The sequence below is a fragment of the Phyllobacterium sp. RCAM01083 genome, assembly GCF_055685835.1.
Window position 1 is genome coordinate 79,420 of record NZ_JBVFZN010000005.1, and the last position, 15,464, is coordinate 94,883.

The following is a 15,464-nucleotide window of genomic DNA, read 5'->3' on the forward strand; positions in this document are numbered from 1 at the left end:
CCTTTCCTTTAAAAACGCAGCGCCGCCGTCAGGAGCAGCACGCCGACCAGCACGATGAACAGCGCACCGCCGACTTCGATGGTGTTCTGAACGCGGGTTGAAAGCGCGCCGCCGCCGGAAATTCTTAAGGCAACATTCTTGGCCGTCACCGCCAGCGTCGCCAGCACCGCCACGGTGATGAAGGTGCCGAAGGCCATGGCGAAGACCGAGAGCACGCCGCCGAGCATCAGCCCGTTCAGCAGCGAGAATGTCAGCACGATCAGCGCGCCGGAACAGGGGCGCAGGCCCACCGCAACGATGGCCGACCATGCGGTCTTCCAGTTGAACTCGCCGGCAAGCATCGCCGGATCGGGCGCATGGGAATGTCCGCAGGTGGCGCAGACTTCTCCCGCCGCATGATGGTGATCGTGATGATCGTGCGTGTGGTGGGTGTGATCATGCGCATGCGCCGCGTGATCGTGGTGGCCATGATCGTGATGGTCATGTCCGCAGCCGCAGTCATCGTCATGGCTGTGATGATGATCGTGGTGGTGGTCGGTCAGGACAGAACCGTGATCGTGCTTTTCCGGCATGAGATGGGCGACGCGCGGGCCGAACAGGAGCGGCAGCTTGCGCCAGAGCAGGGACAGACCGAAGGCGATGATCAGGACGAAGCTGGCGATCTCCATATAGCGGGCCGCGTCGTTCATCGACACGGTGGTGCCGCGCAGCACGAGCCAGGCCAGGCCGACGATGAACAGCGCGGTGATGGCCTGCAGCATGGACGAGGCGAAGGACAACAGGATGCCGCGCTTCAGCGTGGTCTCGTTGGCGAGCATGTAGGAGGAAATCACCGCCTTGCCATGTCCGGGGCCGACCGCATGCAGGATGCCGTAGAGGAAGGAGAGGCCAACAAGCACCGAGGCCTGCCAGGGGTCCTCGCGCATGGCTTTGAGCGCATGGGTCATGGCGAGGTAGAAATTGCGCTGCTGGATGTTGATCCAGAGGATGATTTCAGCGAAAGGCCCGGTCGGCTGCATCGCCACCTCGTTCGAACCGATACCGAGCGACGAGGTCTGCGCCCATGCGTGGCCGCCAAACAGCGCTGCGAGAATAAGGGCACAAACAAGGGTTGTTTTCCGCATCATCTTATCCTTTTGCCGGGCAGTCGATTTCCAGCTTGGTCGCGAAGATTTTCGACATGTTGGTCCCGGATGGGTCGTTGAAGAAAGAATCGGTCAGCGTCGCCTGGTTGGCGGCAAGCGCTTCATCCGGATTGGGCCGCACCACCTTGGATTTGCAGTTGGCGGGCAGGCCGGTGACATGAATATCGCTGTCATTGACGTAGTCGATGGCGGTGTAGAATGTCGGATCATAGACGCCGAAACTGGTGACCTTACCGAGCTTCAGCGGCTGCTTCGGCTTGCTCTCGAAGATGATCAGCAACTGGTTGTTCTGGAAATCGGCGATCAGGTGCTCCGGCGGCGCCATGACGACCTTCTTGTTGTCGAGCGTCACGGTCTGGAAATAGTCGAACTCGGAAATCGACGCGTTGATCGTGTTTGCAAGGTCGGTCAGTTCCTTCTCGTCCAGCTTCAGATCGCCGTTCTTGTCGAACTCGACGAGGACGGTGCTGGAAAAGAGATCGTCAAAACGCCAGACATGGCCGAGTTTCTGCACGGTTCCGTCGGGATTGATGGTGACATCGAGACGCGCTTCGGCAAAGACATGCGGGTGCACATACGCCGGTGAGGCGATCATCATGCCTGCTGCGAGGGTTGCGATGAAAATCGCGAATCTTTGGTGCATTATTCCGCCTGTAACATGAGCGCAAAGGACATTCCGAACGTGTCGAAATTGGGACGATATAACATATTCACGCCCTGCGATTGTCCTTGAACCATTTTGCCAGATAGTCAACAAGCACGCGCACTTTGGCCGGAAGATAGCGGCGGTGCGGGTAAACCGCATAAATTCCGCCATCGCGCAGCGAAAATTCCTCAAGCACACTGACCAGCCTGCCGCTTTCAATATCCGGCCTGGCGATGAAATCCGGCATGGAGCCGAACCCCAGCCCGGCCAGCACGGCGCGGCGGGTGGACAGCGGGCTGTTGATTTCCATCTGGCCGGATACCTGAACCGAAATCGTCGGGCCGCTGTCGTTGAGGAACTGCCAGTTGTTGCGCGAGCGGTTGTTGGTATCGATGATGCAGGGCAGGGACGCCAGCTGTTCGGGGCGGGTCGGACGCCCGACCCGCTCGATCAGATCGGGAGAGGCGCACAGCAGCGTGCCGAAGGGGGCGATGCGCTTGGCGATGAGCGAGGAATCCTGCAGCCGGGTGATGCGGATGGCAAGATCGAAACCCTCCTCGACCAGGTCGACGAACCGGTCATCCAGGCGCACGTCGAGAATGATATCCGGCTGCGCGACGCAGAAGTCGATCAGGCATTGGCCGATATCCGCATCGGCGAAGGTGCGCGGCGCCGATATCTTGATGCGGCCCTTGATGTCGCTGCTCGATTCACGCACCGTTTCCTGCAGGCTTTCCACTTCACGCAGGATTTCGCTGGCGCGCTGGTAATAGGTGTGCCCGGCTTCGGTCAGCGAGAATTGCCGGGTGGTGCGGTTGAGCAGCAGCGCGCCGAGCTCGTCTTCCAGCTCCCGCACATACTTGGACAACAGCGCCTTGGAGCGGCCGATCTTCCGGGCTGCGGCGGAAAAGCCTTCCGCCTCCACCACATCGATATAGGCCCGCATCCGGGTGAGTGTGTCCATGTCAGTGGTTTCCTTCCGCGGCGGACAGGATGGCGCTGCCAAGCCGGATGAGGGCGCTGTCGCTGCCCTTGGGGCCAAGCAAGGAAATGCCGAAGGGTGCGCCGTGCACTGCGCCGAGCGGCAAGGTGATCTGCGGAAAGCCCGAAAGGACGGACAGGCAGAGCAGGTGCAGGGCGCGTTCCCGGTAAGTCTGCAGTTCGTCGAAGGGCGAGCTGACCATGGGCGCGGCACCCGGAACGGTCGGCAGGACCATGACGCCGTCATCCCCGAGCACATCGGCAAGTTCGCGGCGGAAGAGATCGCGCCGCCGGGTCTGTGCCTCATAGGTCTGCGCATCGATGGCCGAACCATAGTCGAAGCGGTCCTTGACGCCGGGGCCAAGCCGGCGATCCCCTGCCGATATCCAGGCACCATGGCTGGCCCAGGCCTCGAACCCCTGGATCTGCCGGAAGCACAGATAGAGGTCGTCCATGGAGGCCGTGGACTGGCGGGCGGATCTGGCGTGGCCGAGATGGGCGGCGAGGTGCCGGTACATGGCGCGGAAGGCCGCATCCTCCGCCTCGCCGAGCAGGTAGTGTTCGAGCAGCGGGATGAACAGCGGGCGGTTGAGCTTGAAATCGTCCGCGTCCGGTCCGAGCAGGACCGCGCCGACTTTGCCGTAGAGGTCCCTGTCGCGGGCGAACCAGCCGAACGTGTCGAGCGAGGGGGCAAGCGGCATGGTGCCGGCAAGCGATATGCGGCCGTGGGTCGTGCGCAGGCCGATCAGTCCGCAGAAGCTCGCCGGGGCGCGGATCGAGCCGCCGGTGTCCGATCCGGTGGCGATGTCGGCCAGCCCGCCGGCCACGGCCGAGGCGGAACCGGACGACGATCCGCCGGTTACCCGGTCCGGTGCCCTCGGGTTGACCGGAAAGGGGTAGTGGCTGTTCTGCCCCATCAGCGAAAACGCCAGCTCGTCCGTCTGCGTCTTGCCGATGAAGCGGGCGCCGGAATCCAGCAGTTTCTGCACCGATGGCGCGGTAATACTTGCGGCTGATTCGTGATTTTTCGCCGGATTGCCGCATTGCGTCGGCAAACCGGCCACATCGAAGATATCCTTGACGGCGAGCGTAAAGCCGCTCAGCGGGCCCTCCACGGATGGAAAGGCCTGAAAAGGCAGATTCAGCAGGGCATTCAGGGGCGAAATCGTGCTCATCGTTCAATGATTCTATGTGATTTGCCCCCCTTTGTTCAATGAATAAAAAAAATTCGCAGATGCGAGATTTGTCATTGATTGGACACAAGTTTGGACTTATATCGCCCTTGCCCAAAGTCGCACGTGCCCCATGGGTGTCCGCCGATCTTCATTATGGTGAAGAAACGGTATGGTACCTGGAACTAACCCCTCCAGTCAGTTTGACGGCCTACTGCCAGACTGAGGACATCTTGAAGCAACGACGGTGCGGGCCTTTCTGGTGTCTTTCGGCTGTCCACAAGCCGGAATTACTGAAGAGGCACACCTTCATTGCCGGTAGTGCGGATGGCATCATCCAAACCAAGGCAGACAAAGCGGATCAACGCTGGCTTAGCGTAGATCCATCGCCGCATGAACTTGTCCGTGTTTCCAGCATCTCCAAAGGCTGGCTTCGCGCGAGATGGATTCACGCACTTTGTCCTGGCGGTCATACGGGGGAGAAACCCCTGCGATCGCGACTTGTTGAGGCGGCCGGAAGTGCCGTCACGATTGGAGACCCAAGATGGCTACACAGCGCATTCTCGATTTCATCAATACCCGACGCCCGAATGGCCCTTGCATGGTGCTCGACCTCGAAGTCGTGCGCGAAAATTTCCATAATTTCGAGATGGCCTTGCCGGACTCGAAGATTTTCTATGCCGTGAAGGCCAACCCCGCGCCGGAAATCCTGCGCCTGCTGGCTTCGCTTGGCTCGAACTTCGACACCGCGTCGGTTGCGGAAGTCGAAATGGCGCTCGATGCCGGTGCATCGGCTGACCGCATTTCCTTCGGCAACACGATCAAAAAGGAACGGGACATTGCCCGCGCCTTCGAACTCGGCATCCGCCTGTTCGCCGTCGACTGCGTCGAAGAAGTCGAAAAGGTTGCCCGTGCCGCTCCCGGCGCCCGCGTGTTCTGCCGTGTCCTGACCGATGGTGCCGGCGCCGAATGGCCGCTGTCGCGCAAGTTCGGCTGCGTGCCGGCCATGGCTGTCGACGTGCTGCGCGCGGCGCAGAAGCTCGGCCTCGAATCCTACGGTGTGTCGTTCCATGTCGGTTCGCAGCAGACGGACCTGGCTGCCTGGGACCGTGCCCTGGGCGATGCCAAGCAGGTTTTCGATGCGCTGGCCAAGGAAGGCATCACGCTGAAGATGGTCAACATGGGCGGCGGTTTCCCGACCCGTTACCTCAAGGACGTGCCGACCGCACAGGCCTATGGTCAGGCGATCTTCCAGTCGCTGAGCAAGCATTTCGGCAACCGCCTGCCCGAGACCATCATCGAGCCCGGCCGCGGCATGGTCGGCAATGCCGGTGTCATCAAGGCGGAAGTCGTGCTGGTTTCGAAGAAGGCCGACAACGACAATGTCCGCTGGGTCTATCTCGACATCGGCAAGTTCGGCGGCCTGGCGGAGACCATGGACGAAGCCATTCGCTACCAGATCACCACCCCGCGGGATGGCGATCGCAGCGAACCCTGCGTGCTGGCCGGTCCGACCTGCGACTCCGCCGACGTGATGTACGAAAAGAACCCCTATCCGCTCCCCATTTCGCTGACCATCGGCGATGAGGTGCTGATCGAGGGAACAGGCGCCTACACCACGACCTATTCCGCTGTGGCCTTCAACGGCTTCGAACCACTCCGATCATACGTCATCTAAACCGGCTTCAAGCCCGGTTGAAACATTCTGCCCGGCAATGCGCCGGGCAGCGGTGACACGCACATGACACGATTGGTCGAGACAATGGACGCAGCAGAAAACATCGAACAGAACCTGGTACCCGACGGCCTGTATTTCGCCGGCGCGGGTGCCTATGCCATCATCAACGAACTGCCGCAGGACGAGAAGGCGCGCGAAGATTTGCTCGACCGCGCCATGGGCGAGGGCCGCCGCCGCAAGTCGTCGGAAAAGCTGCGCCGCGGCCGTCTGCCGTCGGAAGGCCTTGCCTTCTCGGCACGCGGCGCGGGCGGTGCGCTGCTCGGCACGGTCCGGCTCTGGGACATCCAGGCCGGCCATGACGCGGCGGGCAAGGGCGTGCGCGCGCTGCTGCTCGGACCGCTTGCCGTCGATCCCGTATCGAAGGATCTCGGCATCGGTTCGGCGCTGATGCGCCATGCGGTCAAGGAAGCCGCCCGGCTCGGCCACGGCGCCATCATCCTGGTCGGCGATCCCGAATATTACGAGCGCTTCGGCTTTACCGGCGCGAAGACGGCAGGGCTTGCCATGCCGGGTCCGGTCGAACGCCGCCGCTTCCTCGCGCTTGAATTGAAGCCGGGACATCTGGATGGTGCCAAGGGCCTGCTGACGCCGAAAGGCCGCCGCTCGTCGCGGGCGATGCGGATCATTCCGGTGTCGCTGCGGTTCTCCGCCTGAATGGAAAAGCCGGCCCTTTGGCCGGCTTTTTGTTTAGCGGGCGAGGAATTCCTGAATCGTGCCGATCTCGCTCTGCTGGATTTCATGTCCGCCGGGATGCCAGGCGATGGTCACGTCCGTTCCCTGTGTCGCAAGATAATCCGCCAGCGCCTGTGTGCGGTCGGGCGGGCAGATCGGATCACGCTGCCCGGCGGTCACAAGCACGCGCTTTCCCGCCAGTTTCGGCTGCGGCGCCGGTGTCCACGGAATCAGCGGATGCATCAGGACGGCCGCGTCAAACAGCTCCGGTTGGTCCAGCATGACTGAGGCAAGAATGTTGGCGCCGTTGGAATAGCCAAGACCGACAACGTCGGATGGATTGGCAGCGTTCTTATGGGCTTTGACAAAATCCGCCATGGTCCGTGTCCGCACGGCGAGATCGTCCATGTCGTAGACGCCCTCGGCAGTGCGGCGGAAAAAGCGCGCGGCACCATGTTCCGAGACATCGCCGCGCGGCGAGACGACACCGGCTGACGGGATCAGGCGGCGGGCGAAATCGAAGAACTGGTTCTCGTCGCCGCCCGTTCCGTGAAAGACGAAGAACAGGGGGCTGTTCGGGGTTTGCGCCGCATGGATGCGGTGCTGATAGGAATGCGTCGACATATCCGTCCCTTCCGCCCGGTGCCTTTGCACCTGGGCCATGGATTGCACTGTGTTGCCACACATATGGAATGCCGGATGGCATCGCGGAAGCTGCCCGCCGCTTGATGGATTGTCTCCGTGGCGGAGACAGTGAGCGTGCATGGTTCTTTAATCTTTGACAATGCTTGCAATGGAGTTGGTGCGTGGTTCGACAAGCTCACCATGAGGGAGGTGAGTTGGCCGCAAGGCCAATTCTGCAATGTTGCAGAATACGGCTCCCTGCAATCCTCCACTTCCCTCATGGTGAGCTTGTCGAACCACGCACCAGATGGAAGTGCAAAGGAATGCAATCGATGTCCTTTTTTGTCCGCTTCTCGTCCGCTGCATGCGTATCTGCCGATTGCATCGCGTTGTACTGTCGGGATATCAACACACAGGAGATGCCAGAAATGTCCGCAGATACCGCTCTTATCGTCATCGACGTGCAGGAATCCTTCCGCCAGCGCGCCTACTGGAACGAGGCCGAAGCGCAGGCTTTCATTGCCAATATCCAGCGGCTGATCGATGGCGCCAAGGCTGCCGGCCTGCCGGTCATCCAGATTTTCCATGTCGACGGCGATGGCCCGTTTGCACTGGACTCCGGCTTCATCAAACCGCTGGCACCGGTTTCTCTCGAAGCCGATGTCGTGTTCCACAAGGCCCGGCACAGTGCGCTTGTCGGCAGCGGGCTCGATGTCTGGCTGACCGAGAACGGCATCCGCAAGCTGCTGGTGTCGGGTATCCGCACCGAACAGTGCTGCGAAACCACCACGCGCCATGCCTCGGATCTCGGCTATACCGTCGATTACGTCTCCGAGGCGACGCTGACCTTCGCCATGACCAATGCCGCAGGGCGCACCTTCAGCGCCGACGAGATCCGTGCCCGCACCGAGCTGGTGCTGGCCGGGCGCTTTGCCCGGATCGTCACGGTCGACGAGGCGTTGAACGGGGCGGGGCAGGCGCTGGCCGCATGAAACCCGAGCAATCCCGGCATATCGATGTTCTGGTGGTGGTGCCCGCAAGGGCGCTGCTGCTGGATATTGCCGGACCGGTGGAGGTGCTGCGCAAGGCCAATCTGGAACAGGACGCGGTGCATTTCGACGTGCGCTATGTCGGCCCGCTCGCCAGTGTCACCACGTCCATCGGCTTGACCATCAGCGGCATCGAGCCGCTGCCCGACCATGTGCCGCATGATGCGATGATCATGCTGGCAGGCGATACCACGACGCTGCTGGACACGGCGGCGAGCCGCGGGGCGGAGGCGCATGGACACCGCGATGCGGACATTGTCGCCTGGCTGAAAGCGCATGTGGGGGAAACCCAGACGCTGGTGACGATCTGCTCCGGCGCCTTGCTGGCGGCGCGTGCCGGCCTGTTCGACGACCGCGTCTGTACCACGCACTTTGCTTCGGTTGACGAGCTGCGCGCACTGGTGCCGACGGCGCGGGTGCTGGACAACCGGCTCTATGTCGAAGACGGCAACCGTTACTCGAGTGCGGGGATCACGGCGGGTATCGACTTGATGCTGCATCTGGTCAGCGAGATGGCCGGTCCGGCCTGTGCGGTGGCCGTCGCGCGCTATCTGGTGGTGTATCTGAGGCGCAGCGGTACCGATCCGCAATGGTCGCCGTGGCTGGACGGGCGCAATCACATTCATCCGGCGATCCACCGGGTGCAGGACCGGCTTGCCGCCGACCCGGCGCAACACTGGACGCTGGAAAGCCTGGCGGATATCGCCGCAACCAGCCCGCGGCACCTGTCGCGCCTGTTCAACGAACATGCCGGAATGAGCATTCCCGATTATCTCAACCGCCTGCGCGTGGCGCTGGCGCAGGAAATCCTCAGCCATACGCGGCTGGATATGGAGGGTGTGGCGGAGCGCACGGGTTTTGCCTCGGCGCGGCAGTTGCGCCGGGCGTGGGGCCGCATCCACGCCACCCCGCCGAGCGGGGCGCGGGGAACGCCGTGATCAACCCAAAAAGAAACCGCCCCGTTGGCGGAGGCGGTTTCAGGCAATTATTTTAGCGCTTGATATTGTCAGCCGACATCCGACCACGGGCCGTGGAAATCGCCTTCCTTGTCCACGCGCTTGAAGCCGTGCGCGCCGAAGAAGTCCCGCTGCGCCTGGATGAGATTGGCCGTGCCGCGCGCCTGCCGGTAGCCATCGAAATAGCCGAGAGCCGCGGCAAGCGCCGGGGTCGGCAGACCGGCCACGGCCGCCTTGGCAACCACATCGCGCAACGCCGTCGAAGCTGTCTTCATGCGTTCGACGAAGGAGGGCGCCAGCAGCAGATTGTCCTGGCCGCCACCGGCGAAAGCCGAGGCGATCTCGTCGAGGAACTGCGAACGGATGATGCAGCCGGCGCGCCAGATTTTCGCGGTGGTGTCGAGCGGGATGTTCCAGCCATGCTCGGCCGAAGCACCTGACATGACGGCAAAGCCTTGCGCATAGGCGGCAATCTTGCCGGCCAGCAGGCCCTGTTCGAGTGCATCGATGAAGGATTGATCCGTGCCCGCAAGCTTGGGCGTGCCGAGCGAGGCATAGGCTTTTGCGGCTTTGGCGCGTTCGTCGCGCAGCGCGGAAATCGAGCGCGCGGCAACCGCCGCTTCAATGCCGGTTGCGGGGATGCCGAGCATCTGTGCCTCGATGGCAGCCCAGCGTCCGGTGCCCTTCTGGCCCGCGCTGTCGACGATGATCTCGACGGCCGGCTTGCCGGTTTCCGTGTCGGTGGCGGCGAGTACCTTGGCGGTGATTTCGATCAGGTAGGAATTGAGCGGGCCCTTGTTCCATTTGTCGAAAATTTTGCCGATTTCAACCGGCGACAGCCCGAGACCATCGCGCAGGATGCCGTAGATTTCGGCGATCATCTGCATGTCGGCATATTCGATGCCGTTGTGGATTGTCTTGACGAAGTGACCGGCGCCATCGGGGCCGAGCAGCGCCGCGCAGGATTCGCCCTCATACTTCGCCGAAATGGCTGTCAGGACCGGTTCGATGCGCGCATAGGATTCGGGCGTGCCGCCGACCATGATCGATGGGCCGTGCCGTGCGCCTTCCTCGCCGCCGGAAACGCCCATGCCGACGAAGGTCGGATCATTGGCGCCGAGTTCCTTCAGGCGGCGGACCGTATCGTGGAAATTGGCATTGCCCGCATCGATGATGATGTCTTCCTTGGCAAGGAAGGGCTTCAGCGCTGCAATCTGTTCATCGACGGCCTCGCCTGCCTTCACCATCAGGATGATCGGGCGGGGTGCGCGGATGTTTTTGGCCAGCTCTTCCAGCGTTTCGCAGGGAATGATCTTGTCTTTGAGGGCGCCCGCTTCCTGATGGAAGGCGTGGGTCTTTTCCACCGTCCTGTTGTACACCGCGACGCGATAACCGTTTTCGGCAATATTGAGCGCGAGATTGGCACCCATGACGCCAAGGCCGATCAATCCAATGTCAGCTTGCTGCATGATTATGTCCTTGCTTTATTCGATTCGAACGCAGGCCCAGAGCCCGGGTGAGCATTTGTATATCAATGTGCCTGCCGGGCAATGACAATCTCAGCCATCACGCAACTGTTCCATGTCGCGGATGCGTTCGGCGCTGCTGTTCTGCAGCTTGTGCGTCACCCCGGCGATCAGGGTTTCCGCCATCAGGAAAAGCGTGGTGGAGGAGTCCCAGGGCGAGGGGACGGCCGTGCGCCCGGCGATGACGTGGCGGGCGAAGCGGGCGATGGGGGACAGCCACTGGTCGGTGATCAGCACGATCTCGACACCGCGCGCCTGCGCCTTCTCGGCGAAGCGGATGAGGCTGTCCTGATAACGGCGGATATCGAAGATGACGAGGACATCCTTCCTGCCCATGTCGATCAGCTGGTCGCGCCAGTTGCTTTCCTGGCCGGTGAGATGGGTGACGCCGGAACGGATGATCTTCAGATGTGCCGCCATGTAGATGGCGATCGGATCGGTGAAGCGGCCGCCGAGCAGATAGACATGGGTGCGGGTGCGGCTGAGCGCCTCCGTCGCGTCGTCCAGCTGCTGCGTCGAGAGATGGTGAAATGTTTCACGGATGTTCTCGATGGCCGCTTCCATCAGGGGGTAAGCGGCGCTGCCCTTGGATGACTGAATGATCGTCGCGCGGTTGAGCGGCGACTGGATCTGGGCTGCCAGCTCCTGCTGCAGGGCCTGCTGGAATTCCGGATAGCCCTGAAAGCCGAGACGCGAGACGAAACGCAGGATCGTCGGTGAACTGACCCCCGCCTGCGCCGAAAACTCCGCCACCGTACGCAGGCCGATCAGCGGGTAGTTGGCGATGAGGGTCTGCGCGGCCTTGCGTTCCGACGTCGACATGGCATCGATTTTTTCGCTGATCAGTTCGGAAATGCTTGTTCCCATCAAACTTCTTTCGGTCAAAGTCAAGAAACGCAATTTTCGCATTTGACAATTTTGTGACTTGTGTATCAAATCATACGTGAGTGGAAATAAAAATACAAAATGTAATACAAAGTACAAATTGCCGAAGAGGGCAAAATGGGATTATCGCAGGCCACGCACAGTGTCTGGGAGCCGGTCCGGGTATCCAACCCCGATGGTGGCTCGCCGTTTGTCATTCTCTGCGATCACGCTTCCAACCACATTCCCGCGCCCTATGGCCGTCTCGGCCTCGAGCCGGACGATCTGCAAAAGCATATCGCCTGGGACCCCGGCGCGCTGGGAGTCAGCCAGGGGATGGCCGCGCTACTGGATGCGCCGCTGGTTGAATCCTGCGTCTCGCGGCTGATCATCGATTGCAACCGGCCGCTCGAGGCGCCCGATCTCATCCCGGCCACGAGCGAATTGACCACGGTGCCTGCCAATACCGGGCTCGATGCGGCGGAAAGGCAGCGGCGCATCGCGCTGTCGCATCAGCCCTATCATGCGGCCATCGAAGAACTGGCAAGGGAGCGTGCGCGCAAGGGCTTTCCGGCGCCGGTCTATGTGGCGGTGCATTCGTTCACGCCGGTCTATCGCGGGGTCGAGCGGCCCTGGCACATCGGCATCATCCACGACGATTACGATCAGGTTGCCGCACCGCTGATTGCGGGGCTGCAGGCGCTCGATCAATACTGCGTCGGCATCAATGAGCCCTATTCGCCCGCCGACCGGGTCTATTACACGCTTGAACGCCATGCGTCGGCGCAAGGGCTTGCCGCGGTGATGATCGAGATCCGCAACGATCTCATCACCACACCCAAAGAAGAAAAAGCATGGGCCGGGACCCTCTCGGCCATTTTGAAGGAAATTGCCCAGGGGCCGCTTTCCACAACCAGGAAGGCTGCAAACAAGATCGCATAAGGATTGGTATCTGACGTTAGAAATTTCTCAAAAATAACGGGGAACGTGAGTACGATGACACACCAAGATTATACCGACGTGGATAAATCGGAGGACATCAAAGTTCTCCACGGCATGGGCTATGCCCAGGAACTGGAACGGCGCATGAGCCGTTTCTCCAACTTCGCCATCTCATTTTCGATCATCTGCATCCTGTCCGGCGGCATCAATTCGCTGGGGCAGGCGACGGCGGGTGCCGGCGGTGCCGCCATCGGCATCGGCTGGCCGCTCGGCTGCCTGGTCTCGGCGGTCTTCGCCATCGCCATGGCGCAGATCAGCTCGGCTTACCCGACCGCAGGCGGCCTCTATCACTGGGGTTCGATCCTCGGCAATCGCGGCACCGGCTGGCTGACAGCCTGGTTCAACCTGCTCGGTCTGATCACCGTGCTCGGCGCCATCAATGTCGGCACCTATTATTTCTTCATCGGCGCCTTCGGCACCTATCTCGGGATCACGGATTCCATCACGGTGCAGATCATCTTCCTGATCATCCTGACCGGCGTCCAGGCACTGGTCAACCATATGGGCATCGGCCTCACCGCCAAGCTGACCGACTTTTCCGGCTATCTGATTTTCGCCACGGCGATTGCCCTGTCGCTGGTCTGCCTCGCTTCGGCCAAGTCGTTCGAATTCAGCCGCCTGTTCACATTCGCCAATTATTCCGGCATGCCGACGCCGGCAGCGGATGGATCGATGACCGGCAGCCCCGTCTGGCCCACGAGCTCGAGCCTGTGGGTGTTCCTGCTCGGCCTGCTGCTGCCGATCTACACGATCACCGGTTATGACGCATCCGCCCATACATCCGAAGAAACCGTCAAGGCGGCGCATTCCGTGCCGCGCGGCATGGTTTCGTCGGTGCTCTGGTCGGCCGTCTTCGGCTATATCATGCTGTGCTCGTTCGTGCTGATGCTGCCAAGCATGGATGCGGCGGCGGCACAGGGCTGGAACGTGTTCTTCTGGGCGATGGGCGAACAGGTCAATCCTGTCGTCAAGAACATTCTCTACTTCCTGATCTTCATCAGCCAGTTCCTCTGCGGCCTGGCGACAGTAACTTCGGTCTCGCGCATGATTTTCGCCTTCGCCCGCGACAAGGGCCTGCCGGGATCGAGCCTGTTGTCGAAGGTCAGCCCGCAATACCGCACGCCTGTCGCCGCCATCTGGACCGGCGCCACCCTGGCCGTGCTGTTCGTCTGGGGTTCGAACATGGTGTCCATCGGTGACACGCCGGTCTATTCGGTGGTCGTTTCCTGCACGGTCATCTTCCTGTTCTTCTCCTTCGCCATTCCGATCGCGCTGGGCTTTTTCGCCTGGGGTACGCCGAAATGGAACAAGATGGGACCATGGAACCTGGGTGAAGGCATGTTCAAGCTGTTCGCCATCCTGTCGATCCTCGCCATGGCGCTGATCTTCATCATCGGTATCCAGCCGCCGAATGAATGGGCTCTCTACATCACCGTCGGCTTCCTGGTGGTGACGGCTGCTGTCTGGTTCGGCTTCGAACGCCGCCGTTTCCAGGGGCCGCCCATCGGCGATGCCGTGGCCAAGCGTGCCGCCGAGATCGCTGCCGCTGAAAAGGCCGTCGGCGAACGCGGCTGATTGCAAAACGGGGGCGGCGGGCTCGGGCCGGCCGCCCTGTCTTTTGACCCAATCCAAATTCTGTTTGAGGATAGACAAGAAATGCCCGGACATTGGAGTTTCGACGAATTAAAGCGCCATGTAACCAATGGCGAAATTGACACGGTGCTGGCCTGCTTCGTCGACATGCAGGGCCGCCTGATCGGCAAGCGCTTTCATGCCAGCTTCTTCGTCGACTCCGCCCATGACGAGACGCACGGCTGCAACTATCTCTTGGCCAACGACATCGACATGGAGCCGGTGCCCGGCTACAAGGCGGCCAGCTGGAAACAGGGCTATGGCGATTTCGTCATCAAGCCCGACCTTTCCACCATCCGCCATATTCCGTGGCTGGAAAAATGCGCGCTGGTCCTGTGCGATATTCTCGACCATCACCATCACGAGGATCTCGCCCATTCGCCGCGCGCCATCCTGAAGCGCCAGCTGGCGCGGCTGAAGGAGCGGGGCTATCTCGCCTACTTCGCCTCGGAACTGGAATTCTACCTGTTCGACGAGACCTATGAGAGTGCGCGTGCCAAGCACTGGAAGGGCATGACCACCGCATCGCCCTACATCCAGGACTATGTGATCCAGATGACCACCAAGGAAGACGCCGTCATGCGCGCCATCCGCAACGGTCTGTTCGATGCGGGCATTCCCGTCGAAAACTCCAAGGGCGAATGGGGCCCGGGCCAGGAAGAAATCAATGTGCGTTATGCCGAAGCGCTTGAAATGGCCGACCGGCACGTGATCATGAAGAATGGCTGCAAGGAAATCGCCACCCAGATGGGCAAGGCGATCACCTTCATGGCGAAATATGATTATGCGCTGGCGGGCAGTTCCAGCCACGTGCACAACTCGCTGTGGAGCGCCGATGGCAAGACGCCGCTGTTCTATGACAAGAACGCCGAACACACCATGTCGCCGCTGATGCGGCAGTGGGTGGCCGGGCAGCTGAAATATGCCGACGACTTCACCTTCTTCCTGGCGCCCTACATCAACTCCTACAAGCGTTTCCAGGCGGGCACCTTTGCGCCGACGAAGAACGTCTGGAGTCTCGACAACCGGACGGCGGGCTTCCGCCTGTGCGGCGAAGGCACCAAGGGCATCCGCATCGAATGCCGCATCGGCGGGGCTGATCTCAATCCCTATCTCGCCTTTGCCGGTCTGATCGCGTCGGGCCTGGCAGGCATCGACGAGAAGCTGGAACTCGACAAGCCGTTCCAGGGCGATGCCTATGGCGGGGCGCGGTTGCGGGAAATCCCCAAGACCCTGCGCGAGGCGACCGAAACGCTGGCGAAGTCGAAGATGCTGAAGACGGCGCTCGGCGACGAGGTGGTCGAGCATTACGTGCACACCGCCAAGTGGGAGCAGTTCGAATATGACCGCCGCGTTACCGATTGGGAGTTGCATCGCGGTTTCGAACGGTATTGAAGATCACGGCAAAGGCCTGTCCCGCGGCATGCGTTCGCGTGGCGGGGCCAGCTTTTGGAAAA

General features: G+C 61.4%; 14 protein-coding genes. 7 read left to right on the forward strand and 7 right to left on the reverse strand.

The window, feature by feature from the left end; translation table 11 throughout:
- Positions 1-8: 8 nt before the first annotated feature.
- The 4 genes from ACZ25R_RS07125 to ACZ25R_RS07140 all read right to left on the reverse strand — a co-directional run bounded on the left by ACZ25R_RS07125 (position 9) and on the right by ACZ25R_RS07140 (position 3,947).
- Entirely contained in the window at positions 9-1,124 is a 1,116-nt protein-coding gene (locus ACZ25R_RS07125; RefSeq protein WP_472460569.1) for a nickel/cobalt transporter, read from the reverse strand.
- Between the two features lie 4 nt (positions 1,125-1,128).
- Complete coding sequence (locus ACZ25R_RS07130) at positions 1,129-1,743, reverse strand: DUF1007 family protein (protein ID WP_346307210.1); 615 nt, start codon at positions 1,741-1,743, stop codon at positions 1,129-1,131.
- A 112-nt stretch (positions 1,744-1,855) separates the two neighbouring features.
- Complete coding sequence (locus tag ACZ25R_RS07135; protein ID WP_464661442.1) at positions 1,856-2,755, reverse strand: LysR family transcriptional regulator; 900 nt, start codon at positions 2,753-2,755, stop codon at positions 1,856-1,858.
- A 1-nt stretch (position 2,756) separates the two neighbouring features.
- Positions 2,757-3,947 carry an amidase gene (locus tag ACZ25R_RS07140; protein WP_472460570.1) on the reverse strand — a complete coding sequence of 397 codons (1,191 nt, stop codon included), beginning with the start codon at positions 3,945-3,947 and terminating at the stop codon, positions 2,757-2,759.
- Positions 3,948-4,488: 541 nt separating this feature from the next.
- On the opposite strand from ACZ25R_RS07140, the gene odc2 reads away from it, so the two are divergent.
- Both odc2 and ACZ25R_RS07150 read left to right on the forward strand, forming a co-directional pair.
- The gene (odc2, locus tag ACZ25R_RS07145) at positions 4,489-5,622 is read left to right on the forward strand and encodes an ornithine/lysine decarboxylase (RefSeq protein ID WP_105731891.1); all 1,134 of its coding nucleotides are present in this window, start codon (positions 4,489-4,491) and stop codon (positions 5,620-5,622) included.
- Positions 5,623-5,706: 84 nt separating this feature from the next.
- Positions 5,707-6,336, forward strand: coding sequence for a GNAT family N-acetyltransferase (locus ACZ25R_RS07150; RefSeq protein ID WP_472462451.1), 630 nt, complete (start codon positions 5,707-5,709; stop codon positions 6,334-6,336).
- 33 nt (positions 6,337-6,369) lie between these two features.
- Here ACZ25R_RS07150 and ACZ25R_RS07155 read toward each other — a convergent pair whose 3' ends face one another.
- A complete protein-coding gene (locus ACZ25R_RS07155; protein ID WP_472460571.1) occupies positions 6,370-6,978 on the reverse strand; it encodes an alpha/beta hydrolase in 609 nt (202 codons plus the stop codon).
- Positions 6,979-7,406: 428 nt separating this feature from the next.
- On the opposite strand from ACZ25R_RS07155, the gene ACZ25R_RS07160 reads away from it, so the two are divergent.
- Together ACZ25R_RS07160 and ACZ25R_RS07165 are read left to right on the forward strand one after the other, a co-directional pair.
- Positions 7,407-7,970, forward strand: a complete 564-nt coding sequence (locus ACZ25R_RS07160; protein WP_346307194.1) for an isochorismatase family protein — start codon at positions 7,407-7,409, stop codon at positions 7,968-7,970.
- Entirely contained in the window at positions 7,967-8,965 is a 999-nt protein-coding gene (locus ACZ25R_RS07165; protein WP_472460572.1) for a GlxA family transcriptional regulator, read from the forward strand. The genes ACZ25R_RS07160 and ACZ25R_RS07165 overlap by 4 nt, the downstream gene beginning before the upstream one ends.
- A gap of 68 nt (positions 8,966-9,033) precedes the next feature.
- Here the strand turns inward: ACZ25R_RS07165 and gndA are convergent, their stop codons facing one another.
- Both gndA and ACZ25R_RS07175 read right to left on the reverse strand, forming a co-directional pair.
- Positions 9,034-10,452 carry an NADP-dependent phosphogluconate dehydrogenase gene (gene gndA / locus ACZ25R_RS07170; protein WP_472460573.1) on the reverse strand — a complete coding sequence of 473 codons (1,419 nt, stop codon included), beginning with the start codon at positions 10,450-10,452 and terminating at the stop codon, positions 9,034-9,036.
- Positions 10,453-10,542: 90 nt separating this feature from the next.
- On the reverse strand, positions 10,543-11,376 hold the full coding sequence (locus ACZ25R_RS07175; RefSeq protein ID WP_223612448.1) for a MurR/RpiR family transcriptional regulator: 834 nt from the start codon (positions 11,374-11,376) through the stop codon (positions 10,543-10,545).
- 135 nt (positions 11,377-11,511) lie between these two features.
- On the opposite strand from ACZ25R_RS07175, the gene ACZ25R_RS07180 reads away from it, so the two are divergent.
- From ACZ25R_RS07180 to ACZ25R_RS07190, 3 genes are all read left to right on the forward strand, one after another.
- The gene (locus ACZ25R_RS07180) at positions 11,512-12,315 is read left to right on the forward strand and encodes an N-formylglutamate amidohydrolase (protein WP_472460574.1); all 804 of its coding nucleotides are present in this window, start codon (positions 11,512-11,514) and stop codon (positions 12,313-12,315) included.
- 54 nt (positions 12,316-12,369) lie between these two features.
- Complete coding sequence (locus ACZ25R_RS07185; protein ID WP_472460575.1) at positions 12,370-13,950, forward strand: APC family permease; 1,581 nt, start codon at positions 12,370-12,372, stop codon at positions 13,948-13,950.
- A gap of 81 nt (positions 13,951-14,031) precedes the next feature.
- Positions 14,032-15,402 carry a glutamine synthetase family protein gene (locus tag ACZ25R_RS07190; RefSeq protein WP_223612451.1) on the forward strand — a complete coding sequence of 457 codons (1,371 nt, stop codon included), beginning with the start codon at positions 14,032-14,034 and terminating at the stop codon, positions 15,400-15,402.
- Positions 15,403-15,464 lie beyond the last annotated feature (62 nt).